This window comes from Raoultibacter massiliensis, assembly GCF_900199545.1.
Classification (GTDB): domain Bacteria; phylum Actinomycetota; class Coriobacteriia; order Coriobacteriales; family Eggerthellaceae; genus Raoultibacter; species Raoultibacter massiliensis.
On record NZ_LT962670.1, the window covers coordinates 539,227 to 556,832 of the forward strand.

The 17,606-nt window shown below is 58.5% G+C and carries 17 protein-coding genes and 1 pseudogene; 12 read left to right on the top strand and 6 right to left on the bottom strand.

Annotated features, from left to right (window positions below; all coding sequences use genetic code 11):
• The first annotated feature begins 9 nt into the window (after positions 1 to 9).
• The 11 genes and pseudogenes from C1719_RS16150 to C1719_RS02250 all read left to right on the top strand — a co-directional run bounded on the left by C1719_RS16150 (position 10) and on the right by C1719_RS02250 (position 11,415).
• Positions 10 to 2,301, top strand: a complete 2,292-nt coding sequence (locus C1719_RS16150) for an Ig-like domain-containing protein (protein WP_102373597.1) — start codon at positions 10 to 12, stop codon at positions 2,299 to 2,301.
• Between the two features lie 125 nt (positions 2,302 to 2,426).
• Complete coding sequence (locus C1719_RS02205) at positions 2,427 to 3,440, top strand: Ig-like domain-containing protein (RefSeq protein ID WP_146007826.1); 1,014 nt, start codon at positions 2,427 to 2,429, stop codon at positions 3,438 to 3,440.
• Entirely contained in the window at positions 3,349 to 5,949 is a 2,601-nt protein-coding gene (locus C1719_RS02210; protein WP_102373599.1) for a collagen binding domain-containing protein, read from the top strand. Before C1719_RS02205 ends, C1719_RS02210 begins: the two co-directional genes overlap by 92 nt.
• Before the next feature lie 28 nt (positions 5,950 to 5,977).
• Positions 5,978 to 6,673, top strand: coding sequence for an MSCRAMM family protein (locus C1719_RS15825; RefSeq protein ID WP_425439801.1), 696 nt, complete (start codon positions 5,978 to 5,980; stop codon positions 6,671 to 6,673).
• Between the two features lie 292 nt (positions 6,674 to 6,965).
• Positions 6,966 to 7,757, top strand: a complete 792-nt coding sequence (amaP, locus tag C1719_RS02220; RefSeq protein WP_102373601.1) for an alkaline shock response membrane anchor protein AmaP — start codon at positions 6,966 to 6,968, stop codon at positions 7,755 to 7,757.
• A gap of 10 nt (positions 7,758 to 7,767) precedes the next feature.
• Positions 7,768 to 8,154 carry a DUF2273 domain-containing protein gene (locus C1719_RS02225; RefSeq protein WP_102373602.1) on the top strand — a complete coding sequence of 129 codons (387 nt, stop codon included), beginning with the start codon at positions 7,768 to 7,770 and terminating at the stop codon, positions 8,152 to 8,154.
• Between the two features lie 34 nt (positions 8,155 to 8,188).
• The gene (locus tag C1719_RS02230; RefSeq protein ID WP_102373603.1) at positions 8,189 to 8,653 is read left to right on the top strand and encodes an Asp23/Gls24 family envelope stress response protein; all 465 of its coding nucleotides are present in this window, start codon (positions 8,189 to 8,191) and stop codon (positions 8,651 to 8,653) included.
• Positions 8,654 to 8,670: 17 nt separating this feature from the next.
• Positions 8,671 to 8,820 (top strand): annotated as a pseudogene (locus C1719_RS02235) (zinc ribbon-containing protein); the annotation flags it as partial.
• Positions 8,821 to 8,993: 173 nt separating this feature from the next.
• Positions 8,994 to 9,563, top strand: coding sequence for an NAD(P)H-dependent oxidoreductase (locus tag C1719_RS02240; protein WP_102373605.1), 570 nt, complete (start codon positions 8,994 to 8,996; stop codon positions 9,561 to 9,563).
• Positions 9,560 to 10,813 carry an HD domain-containing phosphohydrolase gene (locus C1719_RS02245; protein WP_245874264.1) on the top strand — a complete coding sequence of 418 codons (1,254 nt, stop codon included), beginning with the start codon at positions 9,560 to 9,562 and terminating at the stop codon, positions 10,811 to 10,813. Before C1719_RS02240 ends, C1719_RS02245 begins: the two co-directional genes overlap by 4 nt.
• Positions 10,814 to 10,857: 44 nt before the next feature.
• Positions 10,858 to 11,415: a cysteine hydrolase family protein gene (locus C1719_RS02250; protein WP_102373606.1), complete on the top strand. Its 558-nt coding sequence runs from the start codon at positions 10,858 to 10,860 to the stop codon at positions 11,413 to 11,415.
• A gap of 6 nt (positions 11,416 to 11,421) precedes the next feature.
• Here the strand turns inward: C1719_RS02250 and C1719_RS02255 are convergent, their stop codons facing one another.
• From C1719_RS02255 to C1719_RS02265, 3 genes are all read right to left on the bottom strand, one after another.
• Entirely contained in the window at positions 11,422 to 12,105 is a 684-nt protein-coding gene (locus tag C1719_RS02255) for an NUDIX hydrolase (protein ID WP_102373607.1), read from the bottom strand.
• Between the two features lie 9 nt (positions 12,106 to 12,114).
• A complete protein-coding gene (locus tag C1719_RS02260; protein ID WP_102373608.1) occupies positions 12,115 to 12,873 on the bottom strand; it encodes an NAD-dependent protein deacylase in 759 nt (252 codons plus the stop codon).
• Positions 12,874 to 13,062: 189 nt separating this feature from the next.
• On the bottom strand, positions 13,063 to 13,515 hold the full coding sequence (locus C1719_RS02265) for an Hsp20/alpha crystallin family protein (protein WP_102373969.1): 453 nt from the start codon (positions 13,513 to 13,515) through the stop codon (positions 13,063 to 13,065).
• A 176-nt stretch (positions 13,516 to 13,691) separates the two neighbouring features.
• Here C1719_RS02265 and C1719_RS02270 point away from each other — a divergent pair, with 176 nt between their 5' ends.
• On the top strand, positions 13,692 to 14,252 hold the full coding sequence (locus C1719_RS02270) for a metallophosphoesterase family protein (RefSeq protein ID WP_102373609.1): 561 nt from the start codon (positions 13,692 to 13,694) through the stop codon (positions 14,250 to 14,252).
• Between the two features lie 90 nt (positions 14,253 to 14,342).
• Here the strand turns inward: C1719_RS02270 and C1719_RS02275 are convergent, their stop codons facing one another.
• The 3 genes from C1719_RS02275 to C1719_RS02285 all read right to left on the bottom strand — a co-directional run bounded on the left by C1719_RS02275 (position 14,343) and on the right by C1719_RS02285 (position 17,566).
• A complete protein-coding gene (locus C1719_RS02275; protein ID WP_102373610.1) occupies positions 14,343 to 14,954 on the bottom strand; it encodes a beta-class carbonic anhydrase in 612 nt (203 codons plus the stop codon).
• Positions 14,955 to 15,073: 119 nt separating this feature from the next.
• A complete protein-coding gene (gene ngr, locus C1719_RS02280; RefSeq protein WP_342745888.1) occupies positions 15,074 to 15,688 on the bottom strand; it encodes a nigerythrin in 615 nt (204 codons plus the stop codon).
• Positions 15,689 to 15,985: 297 nt separating this feature from the next.
• Positions 15,986 to 17,566, bottom strand: coding sequence for an FAD-dependent oxidoreductase (locus tag C1719_RS02285; protein WP_180963427.1), 1,581 nt, complete (start codon positions 17,564 to 17,566; stop codon positions 15,986 to 15,988).
• Between the last annotated feature and the right edge of the window lie 40 nt (positions 17,567 to 17,606).

Here is a 17,606-nt window from a genome sequence, read left to right on the forward strand (position 1 = left end):
AGGAACACCATGCCATCAGACACTGCGTTTCTTCGAATTTCGAGGCGTGCGCTTGCCTGCGCAACGGTGCTGTGTGCAGCGTTGCTTGCGCTGTCGTTCGCTCCGACCGCCCACGCGACGGTGACACTTGAGGGGAACCCGCCTGAAGCGCTTGCCGATGCGGGAAGCAACGAGCTGTTCAGCAAGCGAACGTATACCGAATCGACCATCCCGTACGCTTCCGAAGGCCGAGCGTACTATCTGCTCACGCAAGATGCCGCCTACGCTTCGTACGGCCTCGACGATACGACCGCGGTTCAGTACGGCGGGCAAACCTACACATGCCGCGTCATATACCGTGCTGACGGCTTATTCAGTTCCGGCGGTGGCTTGACGGCTGCGGGCGGCTTGTTGAACGGACGAGCGTATCCGGCCGAAGGCGTCACCATTTTCGTCGAAGGCGGCACCTTCCATAACCAACACGAGAACAACTACACGGCGCTTTCAGGACCCAATCTCGCCATCGTCGGGCTGACCGACCCGAGCGGCGATAATCCAGCAGTCTTCACCAAGGCTCCGCGCACGGCTGCAAATCCCGGTCTCGAGCGCTATCTGCTGAACGACCCGAACATGCGCTACGAGAATCTCGTGTTCGACGGACAGAACAACGGCATGTCTTCGGCGAGCAGCCGAGGCCACTACTTCATTTCCGTTTCAGCGGGCGATAAGCCGTTCTATATAAAGAACTGCACGCTTAAGAACGTCGGCTCGTCAAACAACCGCTCGGCGATCAACCTGGTGCTTGCGAATACCGGGCAGGTCAACCTCGAAAACATCACGATCGACAACATCAAAACGAGTGCCTCGTATGCCTACATGCAGCTCAATGCCGGCACCAACGTCAACGTCGATACCATCACGTTTCTGAACGCCAATTCGACGAAGCGCCTGTACTTCGATCACACGACGGCAGCCACGGTCGGTCAGCTTCGCCAGGCGAACGCGGTGTTCAGAGGCTCGCTTGTGACCGACGGGGCAAACAACTACGTAACGGTGCGCAGCTACTTGCTGGGAGACCTTACGCTGCCTTCCGATTACCGTTATGCGGTCATGAATACGAGTTCGAGCAGCTTTACAACCGATACGATCAGGGTGTACAACGATCTTGCGAACATTGCCGACAACGCTACGAGCCCGATTTACGACATTGTCGATAAGACGTGGATCGTCAGATCGGGAAGCGCTTACCGCAGCGTCGAATCGCAGCTGCAGGGCATCAACACGGTGCTCACTCGGGCGGCGCAGGCGTATCCCGCCGACGGCACGACCATGAGCGCGACGTTCGGGCGCGGATGGACCACGAAGGCATACATCAAGCTCGTGGCCGACGAAAACGGAATCGTGCCCTCGTTCAAAGTCCCTGCGTTTTCGGGAGCGTTTTGCGATACGACGGAACCCTACGTGCTCATCCGCGCGGTTTCCGATGCGTCGGTTCCGTTCTCGCAGGCTATCGACGAGGCGTCTCTGGTTCCGTTCGGCAAGGACAGCTCGGTCGAGATCGATGCGGCATCGGCCGATAAGGTGCGTTTCTTCGGCATCGATTTCCACGGGGTCGATCCCGTCATCGAGAACAACCCGCGAATAACCCTCGAGCGTGCGCACACGGGCATAGCATCCGCTTCGACCGATCCGGTGTTCTCCAATGCGACGGACGATTCGTTTGCGGCATGCCGGTTTACGGGTTTGGTGAACGATCTGGCCGTCACATCGCCAGTTTTGAGCAGCGGAAAAGCTACGGTGGAGTTGAAGGACGGTCCGTTTACAGCTGCGGCTGTGCCGGGTAACGTGTTCGCCTCGCAAGGCACGGTGTTGCCTGCAACCGAATCGGCCTTCGCCGACGATCCTTCGCTTGCGTGGGAGTCGAGCGATCCGAGCGTTGCCGCCGTCGACCCTCAGACGGGGGAGGTGACGCCGCTCAAAGTGGGCACAACCACCATCACGGCGCGTGCCAACGACATGCATAATGCAGGCGAGCTGGAAAAGCCGGGTGCATCGTTTGAGCTTGAGATTCTCGATACGCCCGATCCTGTCGATCCACCCGACCCGATCGACCCTGTCGACCCGATTGACCCGGTTGATCCGACCGATCCTGTCGACCCGACCGATCCGGCTGATCCAGCCAAGCCGATTGAGAAAGCGAAAACGGGTGGCGACAAGCTCGCCCAGGTGGGCGACCGCGCTCCGCTTGCGGCGGGTGTTCTTGCTGCGGTGGCGGCGGGAGTTTGCGCGATCGTTGCCATTCGCAAACGAAATCGGGCCTAAATGGTTTCATGTGGATAACAATATGTTGATAGCACGGCATCAGATTGCATAAGTAGCGGGCTTTCATATCCAAAGCGCCCATCATTAGTCGTAACACAAAGATTACGACCGAAATGGTGGTTGCTATGAAAGCCCGTACAAAAAGAACAGTGCTTGCCTACGCGATGGCGGTACTGCTGGCGTTGAACCTTTTACCGCTCTCTGCATTTGCGGAGGCTTCCGATGGGGAGCGGACCGCTCAGGCGGTAAGCGATCGCGTATCGAATTCGCCTGTCGGGTCCGGCGATGATGCATTGACGGACCCGACAGCAAACCGGCAAACAGTCGAAGCCGCCGATGAAGTGCCTGCCGAAGGCGCTTTGGACGACTTTTCCGAAGAGAGCAGCGGGGGGTCCCCGTCAATCGATGACTCGGATGGGGTTGCTTCGGGCGGCGAATCAGACGGGGCAGCTTCAGGATTGCGGAACGGCTCGGAATCGGCGGATCCCGAAAGATCCGCCGATTCCGATGACGGCGCGGCGCTTCTTGCCGCCGATCCCGTCGATATTTCGACGTTGCTGCCGCCAAGTTCCAACGGCACCATTCTCGGCGGCATGACCGTCGAGATGCGCGATGCGAACGGCAATCCACTGCCTGCAGGCCAAGATCCTACGATTGATTCGATCATTCACCTCGGCTTCCCGCTTTCTATTCCTGCAGATACGACCGACCAGATAAAGGCGGGCGATTATTACTCCTTCGAGCTTCCCGATGCGGTAACCGTTCCGGCGGGCATCAAAAGCGTCGCTTTGGTCGATCCCGATGACGCGAGCATCGTATATGCCAATTTCACGGTGTCACCCTCGAAGCCGGGCACGCGCGCGGTTGTGACCATTACGTTCACCGATGCCGTAACCGGCAAAGGGGACGTGACGGGGCAGATGGGTTTTTCAGGTGGCCTCAATGCCGATGCGATCGGCAAGCCCGGCGAAACCGAGATAAAGCTTCCTTTCGAGAATAGCGTTCCCCCCCGCATCGATCACCATCGTTCCTGCAACCGACAGCGACGTGAGCAAATCGGGCAATTTCGATCAGCCTCGCAATCCTACAAGCATCTCCTGGTCGGTCGATATCAACAAATCGCTCAAGCAGATGAATAACGCCTCTGTCGCCGAAAGCTTTCCTTCGGGGCTTACGTTCGAAGGCGTCGAGGTGTACCAGGTTCCCGTCGATTTCTACGGCAACGTGATCGGGGAACCGGGGGATGCGGGCTGGACGAAGCTCGATGCGGTTGGCTATACGGCGTCCTCCGACGGTACGAAGGTGACGCTCAACAGCCCCTATGATTCGACGAAGGAAGCTTATCGGTTCGTTTACAAGACGACGATCGAAGATGATGTCAAGGACCTGAGCGGGGGAGACGTCGCGTTTACCAACAAGGCGGTGCTTCATTCCGACGATACGGGTGCGGACGGCCTTCCGGCGCAAGCAACGGTTAGCGCCAACTTCGGAAAAATGATCGACAAGAAAGGCTCAACCTACGATCCCTCGACGAGGCTCATTACCTGGCAGGTTCAGTACAACTACGGCGGGCGCACCATACCGGCAGGCGACGCCTGGGTTGAAGACATCTGCGATTACCCCGATTTGGAGTTCATTGCCGATTCTGTGACCGTGCAGAAAATGAAGTTCGATTCCAAGGGCAACGCCGTCGTTGAAAGCGGTTTGTCCGAAGGTGCGGGAGCCGGCCAGTACACGTTTTCGCAGGATCTCGGTAGCAAGAGCATCAAGGTGGGGTTCAACAGCGACGTCGATTACCCTGTCCTCATCACGTATCAGACTAAGGTCACCAGCGTGATCGATGCGAACAAAACTTACGTCAACACGGCGATCACCTCGGGAAATCCGCCTTCGATCGCACATGATCGGATAACGGTCGGCCAGCATAACCTGGTCAAGACCGTCGATGGCGTGGACATTGCGAACAAGACGATCACGTGGAAAATCGACATCAACAAGAGCCGCTATCCGATGCAATCCTTCACGCTCACCGACACGCTTGTGCTGGGCCTGTCGCATACGATATCGAACGGTGCGAACATCGAGGTTCATGACGTGACCGCGGGAAAGGTTGTTCCCGAAGCGGGCGATTTCACCGGTGATGGGTACACTCTTCGTCTGAGCACCGATTCCTCGGGAAACCATATAGGCTTCAACCTGGCCTTCGTCGGCTCTTACGGGAGCACCGATCACGAATTTGCGATCACATACAAGACATCGTACGACGCCATGCACAATCCTCCTGACGGTAGCCAGGAATTCGTCAACATCGCAAGTTCTTCGTGGTACGACGCATCCGGGGGTCACCACTCCAATACCGGTCGGGCATCGTATCGACCGACGCCTCCCGACGGCAGCAACGGCATGAAATCGGGCTCGTACAATGCCGTCGACAAGAAGATCACTTGGTCGGTTCTTGTCAATTACGCCCGGACCGGACTGAAGGGAGCTTCGATATCGGATATGATCCTTCCCGGGCAGACGTTCGTCGACGGCTCGCTTTCGGTGCACTCGTACACCATTCGCTCGAACGGAACGACGGTCAAGGGCCCCGAGCTTACTGCCGAGCAGATGGCCTCTCTCGACGTGACGCTGCCGAGCGACGATAACGAGCAGACGCTCACGGTTGGGTTCCCCGATGGCGACGAGCTGTATTGGATCGAGTTCGACACTTCGGTCGAGGGCACGGTCATCGAAGCCGCCTACGACAACGTTGCCATTTTGCACAACGAAGCGGAGAGCGTGAAGGACACATCGCTCAAGGCGAAGGTTTCGGTGAAGCACGGAGGATCTCTTGCCGAGAAAAGCGGATACCAGGATTCTGATGGCGCGGCGGTATGGAGTCTGACGGTGAACCCGAACAACTCCAAGCTGTCGGACGTGCTTGTAACGGATACGCCATCAAGCAATCAGTTCGTCAATCTCGATTCGATTGCGATTAACGGCACGACTGTCGACAAAGCGGGCAATTTGACGCTCGACCCGTCGTCGGTGCTTGTCAGGGATACCGACTATACGGTTGATTACGTGCAGGACGAGAACGGCGTGTGGCAGCTGAAGATAGCGTTTGCCAATACGATCGACAGCGCCTACATCGTTACCTACAAGGCAACTCTGTACGCCGATTCGAGCGTGCCGCTGAGCCAGGCGACCAACACGGCCACCATCACGGGGAACAATCTGAAAACCGTTACCGACAATACGACAGGCAGCATCCTCGTGCAGCTTACCGACGGCAGCGGAATACTTAAAGGTACGCGCAAAGACCTCATTCTCCATAAAACGGATCTGGGCGGCAATGATCTGCCTGGGGCGAAGTTCCAGCTTTTCAATTCGCATGGTCAGCCGATCGGGGGAGTCGTATCCACCGATGAAAACGGCGCGATTTCCTTTGCCGGCATAGTGACGGGAATCTACACGCTCAAAGAGGTGGAACCCGCACCCGGCTACACCATGTCGGAAGAGCTTGCCGCGGGAATCACCGTTTTGCTGGAAGCCGATTCCGGTCCGGTGGAGATAACCAACGATTTAACCGAGGTGAAGCTGGTCAAGCAGAACACCGAAGGCGCAGCAGTCGGGGGGTGCGGAATTCTCGCTGGAGCGTTTTGACGGCGGCGCCTGGAGCCCTGTCGCATCGCTGCCCGAGCCCCTCGATCTCGTTTCGAAGGCGGACGGCTCCATTGTAATTCGCGGACTCGAACCCGGTCATTACCGCTTGAGCGAAGTGGCGGCGCCCTATCCCTACGTGCTGGGCGAGCCGCGCGAATTCGATGTATCGTACCGCAGCGACGATGTGAAGATCGTCGATCCGGTTGATCTGGGCTCCTACGTTAACGAACGATTCGCCGCAACGCTCAACATCCTCAAAACCGATGTCGATGGCGCGCCGCTTGCCAAAGCGGAGTTCGAGCTTCGGGATCCATCGGGCGCGGTTGTCAAAGGCGGCATCGTCACCGGGTCCGATGGGCGTGCATCGGTCGCTGGAATCGACGAAGGGTCGTACGTGCTCGTAGAAACGAAGGCGCCCGAGGGCTATCAGCTCGATCAGACTCCGCATGAAATCGAGGCCGTGTACGATCAGGCGGGGCAGACGATAGAAATCACCCTCGTCAACCTTGCCGAGCCGATACCGCGCATTCCCGACGTTACGAATCCGCCCACGACTCCTCACCCGGCAGATTCTCCGAAGATGCCGACCCCAGTAGGCGGCCTTGCCCGAACAGGGGACGGGTATCTGGCCGCCGGCATCGGGGCGTTTGCGGCGCTTGCCGTGGTTGCCGCTGCAGCAGCGGGAGCGCTTGCCCTTCGACGGAGGCGTAGCGCCGGCGAATAACGGCGAGTGCATTGGTTGCTTCTGAAAACGAGAACCCGGTTAAGACGGCCGGGTTCTTTCTTATATATAAGTGAAACAATAATGGTTATGCAACGGGGCGAAAACGCGCAGACCACGGGCGCACCACGGGGGCATAACGCGGAAATTACTAACGTAACAGCAGGTCAATCGGTAGTTTGCAGAACGCCCATAGGTCTGTGAACCACTGGTCGGATGGAGTAGGGTGAGACAACACCAAAAGAAGCCCCGTCAAAAAAGACGGCGTCTTCGACCGAAGAGAAAAGAGGACGGTATGGGAGCTTTCAGACGACTCGCCTTTTTCGTTTACGCTTTCGCGACCATACTCGGCGTCGGTTATCTTGCCCTTCTGTGGTTCTCGTGGGAGCCGCTTATGCCGACTGCAGGATGGCTTGCGGGTCAGCAGTGGTTTTTCGTGTTCGAGGCGGTTCTGCTCGGTATCGTGCTTGCAGGAACGCTCGTCGTGCTCGTTCGCGCGATAGCTGCACCGCCTACTGCATCGCGGCTGCGCATCGAGCGGGATGCCGGTACGGTCGATATAGCCCGCGATGCGATCGTGTCGACTGCGCGCGACGCAGTTGAATCTCATCGAGGCCTCGCGGTGAAAGACGTGCACGTGAAGATTGTCGGGAAGCGCGATCCTCGGGTGAGACTGCGCATGAAAGTCGATCCTGGTCGCAGCGGCATGCTCGAACAGCTCGGCAGCCGTCTGACCGACGAGGTGGCGGCATCGGTTAACGCTTTGACCGGCCATCCCCTTGATTCGCTGCGCATTTCCTTCGCCAAGCCGGATGGCCGCCATGCGTCTCGGACATCAGCCGTTGCTGCTGCTGCGGCCTCGCCTGCCGCGCCGATCAGCCCCACGGAAGCTTCGGCTGGCCGACTTTCTGGCGCTTCGGACGGCTTTGGGACGACGGGCGCTTCCGAATCCGTCTATGCGCAGGCTGCGCCGAATGCTTCGGTTGCGCCGGAGGCTTTGAGCTTCGACGCGGAGGATATGGCAGACGAGGCAGTTGCCGGCGCTGAAGGGGCTTCATTCAACACAGTGGCGGCCATGTCGCGATAGGAGGTACGCAATGACGCAATCAGCAACGCTTATCCCGCCCGTGCAGGCGCAGTCGGTACAAGGTGCGCACGATCGATTGGGGTATCCGAACATCTCGTTCGAGCCCGATCGAAGCGATGCGGAAAAGCCCGAAGGGAAGCCCGTGCGCGCGGCTTCGCAAGAAGAGCTGTTCCCCAACGCGAAGCACGCGTGGTTTTCGTACTACCGCACCCACCGTAACCAGGTGGTCTGCGCGGCCGTTGGTCTTCTTGTGGCGGCGGGGTTTCTCATCATCGGATTTTGGCCAACCTTGCTTCTGGCGGTGTTTGCATCCGCAGGCGTTTTGTACGGACGCTACAAAGATGGAGATCGCAAGACGGCTGCTGCCGTCAGAGGCATCATCGATCGGTTGGACTAGATCATAAGCAAACGCAGAGCGAAAGGAGCCAGTTATGGCGCAGGAAACAATGAGCACTTCAAGCACCATGAGCCCGACGAACCAAGGCATCGGCACCGCCCCGGTGGCCGAACCCGAGTACAAGCTTGTAATAGACGAGGTGGTCGTTGAGAAGATCGCCGCATACGCGACCCAGAAAATCGACGGCATCGTCGAGATGAAGGGCAACCTGCTCTCCACCATCCAGGAGGGGCTCGGCGGGGAAGACCGCACGAAAGGCGTCAACGCCGATATCGAAGACGACCAGCGTGCATCGGTCGAGCTTTCGGTCATTCTCGAGTACGGCAAATCGGCCGTCGAGGTGTTCGATCGCATCAAGAAGGTCGTCGGCAAGAGCATCAAGGAAATGACCGGTCTCGATGTCGAAGAGATGACCGTCCATGTGGTCGATGTCATGACGCGCGACGAATACAAGCAGAAGCAGGGCGACGATCGTGCCCAGAACGTTAAAGCCGCGTAAGCCAATCGGAAAAGGAGCATGCAATGACGTATACAACAGGAGAAAAGCCGGGTAAGGGAACCTATCGCTGCCTGCATTGCGGACAGCTCGTAGAGCTCAAAAGCGACGACGACCAGCTGCCGCCGTGCCCGAACTGCCATCATGAGAAGTTCGAGAAGGTGTCATAGCCGACCGCATCGTCGCGAGGCTGGAAATCATGCGGGATGCGGGCACGGCGGCATCCCGCATTTTCATGCGCAGTCGCCTTCGGTTCGTGCATGCAAAACGAAGGTATCTGCTATGATGAACCAAATGAGATACGTCGCCGCTTTGCGGAGCGAACACCCTTGAAGGAGAGACCATGCCAACGACCTTATTCGTCAACGCCTGCATGCGGGGCGCGCAATCGCGAACGCTCGAACTGTGTCGCGAATATCTGGCGGCAAAGCAGGATGTGGTGGAGGTTGACCTGAGCGCCCTTCGGCTTGTGCCGTTCGATGGCGCTGCCGCCGGTCATCGGTACGATCTTCAGAAAGCCGGGCGGTGGGACGATCCCGTTTTCGACCTGGCCAAGCAATTTTCTTCCGCCGATGAAATCGTTGTGGGCGCTCCGTACTGGGACCTTTCGTTCCCGGCGGCGCTCAAAACCTACATCGAGCATGTTTCGGTGTGCGATATCACGTTCCATTATACCGAGCAAGGCCAGGCGGAGGGAATCTGCAAAGCGCAGACCCTCACCTACATAACGTCGTGCGGCGGTTTTGTCGAAGGGGCGAATTTCGGCTACGAGTACATGTGCGGCATTGCTTCTATGTTCGGCATCCCCGAAACCCGGTTCGTTGCCGCCGAAGGGCTCGATGTCGTTGGAATGAACGTTGAAGATCAGATGAACAAGGCGCGCTCCATCATTGCCAAGCTGAACGGGCGATGAGCACTGAAGTTTCGCAGTCGCTGTCCATTGCGATAATGGTGCAGCGTGCGCTCAATCTGGTTGACGAACGCTTGGTGGATCATGGGCTTCGTGTCGCGCTGAGCGTCGATGCCATGCTCGAGCGCAGCGGGAACCTTTGCGCCGACGACCGACGCGACGCGCTGCTTTTGGCGCTGTTTCACGATATCGGAGCGTATCGGACCGAGGAAATCGATCGGATGGTCGATTTTGAAACGGAGTCGGTGTGGGAGCATTCGGTGTACGGGTATTTGTTCCTGCGCGAGCTCTCGCCCCTGTCGCGCCTTTCGGAAGCCGTGCTGTACCATCACCTGCCGTTCGGTCGATTCGATGGGATTGATCCGGTTGTCGCCCATATCGCCCAGGTGATTCACGTTGCGGATCGGGTCGATGTGTTTGCGCTCTCCCATCCCGACGGGACGCGCGAGCAGCTGTACCTTCAACTTGAGCAGGCGAAAGGCGCCTTGCTCGCTCCCGATGCCGTCGATCTCTTCCTCGAAACCGATAAAGCGGTCGGCCCGGGAGGCCTCGTGTGCGAGAATGCGGGCATCGAGCGGCTCTTAGGCGCGTATCCCATCCCCGACGGCGATGCATCTGCGTTTCTCAAGATGCTCGTCCACGTGATCGATTTCAGAAGCCGCCATACCGTCGCCCATACGATGACGACGGCGCAGATAGCCTACAGCGTTGCTATCCGCCTCGGCCTTCCCGAAGACGCCTGCGAGGCGATATACAACGGAGCCATGGTCCACGATCTTGGCAAAATCGGCGTTCCGCTGACCATATTGGAAAAGCCGGGAGCGCTCACCTCTGACGAGCGCGATGCCATGCGCATGCACGTCGATCTGACCGAGCACATAATCGACGGGTGCATCGAATCGCGGGTGGCGCGCATTGCGCTCAGGCACCACGAGAAGCTCGACGGCTCGGGCTACCCTCGCGGCTTGTCCGCTCCCGATTTGTCCGAGCCCGAACGGATCGTTGCCGTGGCCGACATCGTGAGCGCGCTGGCTGGGACGAGAAGCTACAAGGAGGCATATGCTGGGGAACGGGTCGTTTCCATCGTGGGAGGCATGGCGAGCGACGGGCTGATCGACCGTCGGACGGCATCGACGCTCATCGGCGACTACGATGCCATTATGCGGGAGGTTGATCTCGTTTGCGCGCCGATCATGAGCGCCTACGAGCGCATACAGGAGGAGTATGGTACCCTTATCGCCAAGTTATCTTGAAATTGCGCGCCGAAGTGCGCTGATGCAGGCGATGAGGAACGGTAATGAAGAAGCTTTTGATTGTTGTTGATTTCCAGAACGATTTCGTGGACGGGGCGCTGGGCTTTCCGGGTGCCGAGCTGCTTGAGGACCGCATAGCGGCCAAAATCGATGCGTATCGGGAAGCCGGCGACGAGATTGCGTTCACGCTCGATATGCATGGCAAAAACTACCTGAACACGCTTGAGGGCAAGAGCCTTCCGATCGAGCACTGCATCGAAGGCACGCCGGGTGCAGAGCTGTACGGATCGATCGCCGAACGCGTTGGGGCGTGCGATCCTGTGTTCGAAAAAGCGGCATTCGGGTCGAAAGAGCTGTTCGGGCGTCTGGTTGCGATGCAGAAAGTTGCCGATGAAGTGGGCACGAACCCCTTCGAGAGCATCGAGCTCGTCGGCCTGGTAACCAATATCTGCGTGATTGCGGAAGCGGTGCTTGCCAAGACGGCATGCCCCGAGGTTCCGGTCATCGTAGATGCGTCCTGTACCGATTCCTACGACAGGGAATTGCGGGACAAGGCGTTCGACGTCATGGAAGGCCTGCAGATTCAAGTTATCAACCGGTAGCTCCCATCATCGGCATCGCTGCAGTTCGTTGCGCGCATCGCGGGCGAATGATTCGAGGATGAGCTGGCAGCGGGTTCCTATCGGCGTCGTATTGTGTTCGAGAAAACTCGGCACGTCGGCGATGGGGAGTGTGAATACCTCGATGAACTCGGAGGGCTCGGGTTTGGGTTCCCGTTCTTTTTTCACGAAGGCGAACACGACTTGCACGCTTTCCTCCGAAAGGCCCGTGGACGAATAGCCTGACTGGGGAAGCGGGTGGAATTTCGGCTTTCCGTCAATGAGGTGAAAGCCGTACCCCGTCTCTTCGTACAATTCGCGCTCGAGGCATTCTCTCAGATCTTCGCCCTCTTCGATAAGGCCGGCGGGAAAGGCTATGCACCAGCTGTTGAGCGGATAGCGAAACTCGCGGATGAGCACGAGTTCGTCATCGGCTGTGCGCGGGACGATGCAGATGGCGTCGGCCTGCTGCGTGCCCGTTCCCGCTCTTTCAAGCTCTTTGCGATACGCATCCAATCCTTTTCGGGAAACCGCCTCATAGGTGTAGGGGCTTCCGTCTGGCATCGTGTACGTCAGCTCGTATTTCTTGATCCAGCCGTCGCTCACCTGCTTGATGTCGCGCAGGGCGGGGGCGGATCGGTTTGCTGGTTGGTCAGGGGTGGCGGTTTGCTCGGGCGCGGGTGCGTCTGCCATGGCGATCTCCTAGAAATCGAAAACGGATCCGACGTTTGCGGCGATGCAGAGGTCGGCTTGTCTGTCGCGCGGGGTGGGCGTGCGGTTGATGATGGCCAGATGGTCTCCCGTGAAGTAGTCGATGAGGGTTGCAGCTGGATAGACGGCGAGCGAGGTGCCCGCGATGATGAGTGTGTCGGCTTTCGCTATGGCTTCGACCGAAGCTTGGAGCGTATGCGAATCAAGCGCCTCCTCGTACAACACGACATCGGGTTTGATGATGCCTCTGCATTCAGCACAGTGCGGGACGCCGTCTTCGGCCTGCTCGTGCAAGGCGAGAAGCTCGTTGACGCTGTGGGGCTTGCCGCATCGCATGCAGAAGTTGCGCAGTACGCTTCCGTGCAGCTCGTATACCGTTTTGCTGCCTGCGGCCTGGTGGAGCCCGTCGATGTTCTGGGTGATCACGGCTCGCATGATTCCCTTCCGTTCGAGGTCGGCGAGCTTTCGGTGCGCTTGGTTGGGCTTCGCGTCAACGAACACCATGCGATCGCAGTAGAAATCGAAGAACTCGGGGGGATGCTCGTCGAAGAAGCTTCTGCTGATCATGACTTCAGCGGGGTAGGGGTATTTTTGAGCGAACAGGCCGCTGGGGCTTCTGAAGTCAGGAATGCCGCTTTCGGTGGATACGCCCGCTCCTCCGAAGAACACGACGCCGCCTTGCGGCGCTTCGGCAATCCATCGCCTGAGCGTCTCGATGGCTTTTTCCGTTTCGTCGTTTTCGGCTGCCATATGCCGTCCTTTCCCGCTGCGTTCGCGTGCGGCATTGTCTGCCGCCGACGCAGTGCCGTGCGACCGCATTCGATACGGGCAATGATAGCAGGTTGTTCGCGTTGCGTGTTTGCTTTGATCGCGCGCGTGCAAGCAAAAAGCAGGGCGGCCGAGCGACCGCCCTGCATAAACGAATCCAGCTTCGGGCGATCAGCCCTCGATCGAGATGACTTTCTTGGCATCTTCCTCTTTGGGTTGTTCCTTTTTCGGAACCGTGATCTTCAGCAGGCCGTCTTCGAATTTCGCCTTGATGTCATCCTCGGAAATGTCTTCTCCGACATAGAAGTTGCGGCTGCATTTGCCGCTGAAGCGCTCTTTGCGGATGAACGTGCCCTCTTCGCTTTTCTCCTCCTTCGATGATTCGGTGGAGGCGCTGACGGTCAGGTAGCCGTTCTTGAGCTCGGCGGCTACGTCGTCCTTCTTGAATCCAGGCAAGTCGATGGTGAGCTCGTAGGCCGCATCGGTTTCCTTGATATCGGTTTTCATCAGGGTTGGTGCCGGCTTTGCCAACGCGGTCGCGTTGTCGAGGAACGTTTCGAACGGATCGAGCATCAAACCGTTGATGAAATCCTTGGGTCGTCTTGTAGGTACTAACATTGCGATCATCTCCATTCTTTTAACGCGGGCTGCATCGAAATGGCATCGCTTCTGTCATGGGTGTTTCGCCCGCTTGCCGTGTACGATTCCAGGTATACTCAGAGGTGTTCCACCCGTCAACGGTTCGGGGTCATTGGTAACTGTTTTGTAATCTTGATCTGGGCGCATGATACAATTACCACATGGATAAACCACTGAACAGCACCGCGGGTTTCTTTCGGATCGGACTTGTTTCCGATACGCATGGGCAGCTTGATCCGAAGGCGTATGCCGCGCTTGCGGAATGCGATCACATCATCCACGCAGGCGATATCGGGGGTCCCGACATCATTCGAAGCCTCGAGTCGCTTGCTCCGGTAACGGCGGTGCTCGGCAACAACGACTACGACGAATACGGAGCGGCGGTAGGTCGGTTCGCTCATCCCGTGATCGGAGGCGTCCGGCTTCTTGTGGCGCATTACCCGCAGGATGTTCGCATCGGGTTCTCGGGCGGTCCGGGCATTGCGCCGGGAGACCCCATTCCACAGGTCTGCGTACACGGCCATACCCATGTACCCGAAATCATCGCGGGCGCAGATGCCCGTCCCGCCGATTACGTGATATGCCCTGGCGCCGCGTTTCGCCCGCGTGGCGGCTTTCCCCGTTGCATCGGGTACCTGTTCGTCGAAGGAGGTCGGGTGCTCGGTGTGCGCATCGAATCGCTCGACGGAGACGTCGTGTTCGAAACGGGCGATCGAAACTGAGGGCGGCGGGCTTGGCCGCAACCTGAAAAGCGGCGTGCGGCGGCATCGTGCGTGCGCTTCGGCAGCCGCTTTTCGCCAATGCCGTCGGGATCAGCAATCGACTTGGACGATCTCGCCTGTTTCGGAGTCCATGATCCAGCCCGTTACGCGTACGAGCGGCGGCATGACGGGGTGCTCGCGCACCATCGCCACGCTTTCGCGCACGGCTTTTTCGGTATCCCCGAATCCCGCAAGCCATCGGTTGAAATCAACGCCGCAGTGCTCGGCGAGCCTGATGCGGTCTTCGGCGACGCCTAGGCTTTCCATGGCTTCGACCATCGATGAGCCGTCCATATGCTGGGCGCCGCACGAGGTGTGGGCGACTATCATGACATCTTCGACTCCGAGTTCGCATACTGCGATGAGGAGCGAGCGCATAACGCTGCCGAACGGGTGCGACACCTCCGCACCTGCGACTTTGATGATCTTCGCATCGCCGTTCTTCAGGCCGAACGCGGCGGGAAGCAGCTCGGTGAGGCGCGTGTCCATGCAGGTCACGATGGCAAGCTTCTTATCGGGATACTTGTCGGTGCGGTAGCGCTCGTACTCTTTGTTCGCTGCGAACTCGCGGTTGTGCGCGACGAGCGCCTGTATGGTGGGGGAGAGGACGTCGTGCGGTTCTGCGACGGCGGCGCTTTGTTCGGATACGTTGTTCTCGTGCATGGGATACCTGGCTTTCTTTGCTGAAGCACCCAGTGTAGCGCAACGCCTTCGGCAAAGGAAAGGCGCTCCGCGAACGGAGCGCCTTGGATTCGCTGGTTTTCGGTTTGCTTCTGATTGGCTTAGAAGGCGGTGAACTTGTCCTTCGTGCAAAAGCAGATGGGGCACTTTTCGAAATCTTCGCCCTTGTGGATGTAGCCGCAGATGGGGCAGAGGTAGAACGTATCGTCGTCGGCGGCGTCGAGGTTGTTGTAGGCATCGAGGTAGCGCTCGGCATGCACGGACTCGGCGAGCTTGGCGCGGGTGAACACCTGGACTGCCTTGGTCTCGCCCTCTTCTTGGGCCTTCTTGATGAAGGCGGGATACATGTCGGAGGTCTCGTAGATCTCGCCACAGGCGCCCGAGATGAGGTTCAGATCGCTGGCTTCGGCTGCGGGGGCATCGGCGGAAGGCTTCTCGTAGTCGGGATCCATCTGCGAAACGAGGCCGTACTCGAGGCCGATGTGGATCTGCTCGGCGGCTGCGGTTGCCTCGAACAGGCGGGCGATCTGATCGTAACCCTGCTCTTTGGCGGCCTTGGCGAATGCGGTGTACTTGGCCGAAGCGCTGGTTTCGCCCGCGATGGCAGCCTTCAGGTTGTCGAGCGTCGAACCGACCACGGTCTTGCTGTCGCTGACGATGTTGAAATTGGTGGAGTTATCGGGTGAAGGGATGGCGTCGCGAAGCTTCATTGTCATTGAGCTCTCCTCTGTGTTGTTATTGGGTCTCGTCTCTTATTGAGAACGTATCTCGATAAGGTATACTACACCGTCCAATCGAGCATTTCAAGAGCAGGATGGGAACTGCTTGCGACTTTTCCCGAGTTTGCACAAATTCTGCGAATGAGCTTTTTGCCGGTTCGATGCGATTTCGGGTGGGCGGAGGCGCCGATGTGCGGCGGGCCTGCGATTGCTTTACGCGCGGTCGGGCCTGTCGTTGCGGGAAAGGGCGACCGCTTCAGCGGTCGCCCGGAAGATGAAGCGCGGTACGTTCGGCTATGCGGAAAGGCGCTCTGCCGCAAGTCTACCCGATGTCGCCGCCCAACCTTGTTGCGATCCCGAGCATACGTCGACATCGTAATTGGAACCGTAGAGCCCGGCGGCATCGCCTCCAGCAGCGAAGAGCCCTGCGATAGCATGCCCATCGGTGTCGATCACTTGCATGTTTTCGTTGACGCTCAGTGCGCCTACCGTTGTGAACAGGGTGGGGGTGATGACGGCCCCGTAGAACGGAGCCGTCTCGATCGACAGCAGCTGCTCTGCTGGCTTGCCGTAGTCTTCGTCGGCGCCCGTCGCGCAGAATTCGTTGTAACGGGCCACGGTTTTTGCGAGCGTATCGGGTTCGAGCCCCAATTGGTCTGCGAGATCCTCGATAGTGTCGGCCTTGACTATGCCTGCGCACGATTCGATACCCTTGCGGCATTCGAAGGGTTGACCGACGAATGCCCCGAGGTTCGGCATCGGGCAGAACGGCCCTTCCTGTTCGATGTGGTCGATGTAGGCGTCGTCGAATATGACGTAGTTGGCCGCATTGGTGGTGAGGACGTTGCCTGTTGCGGAAAAGTCGCTCGTGACCGCTTCGTTGAAGTAACGTTCGGCCGATGCGTTGACGCGCATGGTTGGTTGCATGGTTAGAACGAAGTTGGGTATGTCGGAAAATGCGTCGGTGCCCTCTATGCGTCCAGTGTGGTACATGACGGCGCTTGGAATGTGCGTATCGGCATTCGCGGAAGCGGTTGCCGCGATGATGCCATCGCCGTCTCGTCCCGTCATGCCCCAAACATGAACCGAATCGTAGGGGCGGCCGGTGAACTTCTCGAACAACTCGGCGTTGTTCGCGTAGCCTCCGCTTGCAAGGACCACCGCCGGCGCTTCGATGAGCGTTTCGCTGCTTCCCGACCCGATGTAGACGCCTTTGACGGTTTTGCCATCAACGGCGAGGTCGGTCATGGGAGCCGATGTCCGGAACTCGACGCCGAGCGATTCTGCGTTTTTCTGCAGCACTTCAAGAACCGTCTGCATGTGCGTTGGAGCACCGGCCTGGTCGGCAGGCAGGTGCCATACCGGATAAGAATCGCCGAGCGCCACGACTGACGAAAACGTCACACCCTGCTCTTCGAGCCAGTCGATGGTTTCGCCGCAGTTGTCGATAAACGAGCGGACGACGGGACCGAGGCAGGCGTAATGGTGGTAGTTCATGGTGTCGGCGAGCACGGCGGCTCGGTCGACTTCGATGCCTTGTTCGGCTTGGTAGCGCGATCCGATTCCGCAGAGGCCTTCGGCGAAAACGGATGTTCCACCGAGCCCTGAGTTCTTTTCAAGGCACACGACTTTCTTACCGAGCTCAGCCGCCCGCAAGGCAGCGCAGGTTCCGGCTGTTCCCGATCCGACCACGACGACGTCGAACTGTTCGGTAGAAGCGGGGTTGTGCTTTGCGCCGGCCGGTTGACTTGCTTGTTCAGTCTGGTCTTTTGCCGGTGTTTCGCCGGCGGGCGAGCAGCTGATCAGTCCACCCGCTACGATGCCTGCGCCTGCAAGCAGCGATCCCGATAGAAACGATCTTCTTGATATGCTCATAGGTATCTCCTCCTCATTTGGTACAGTGTACCATATAATA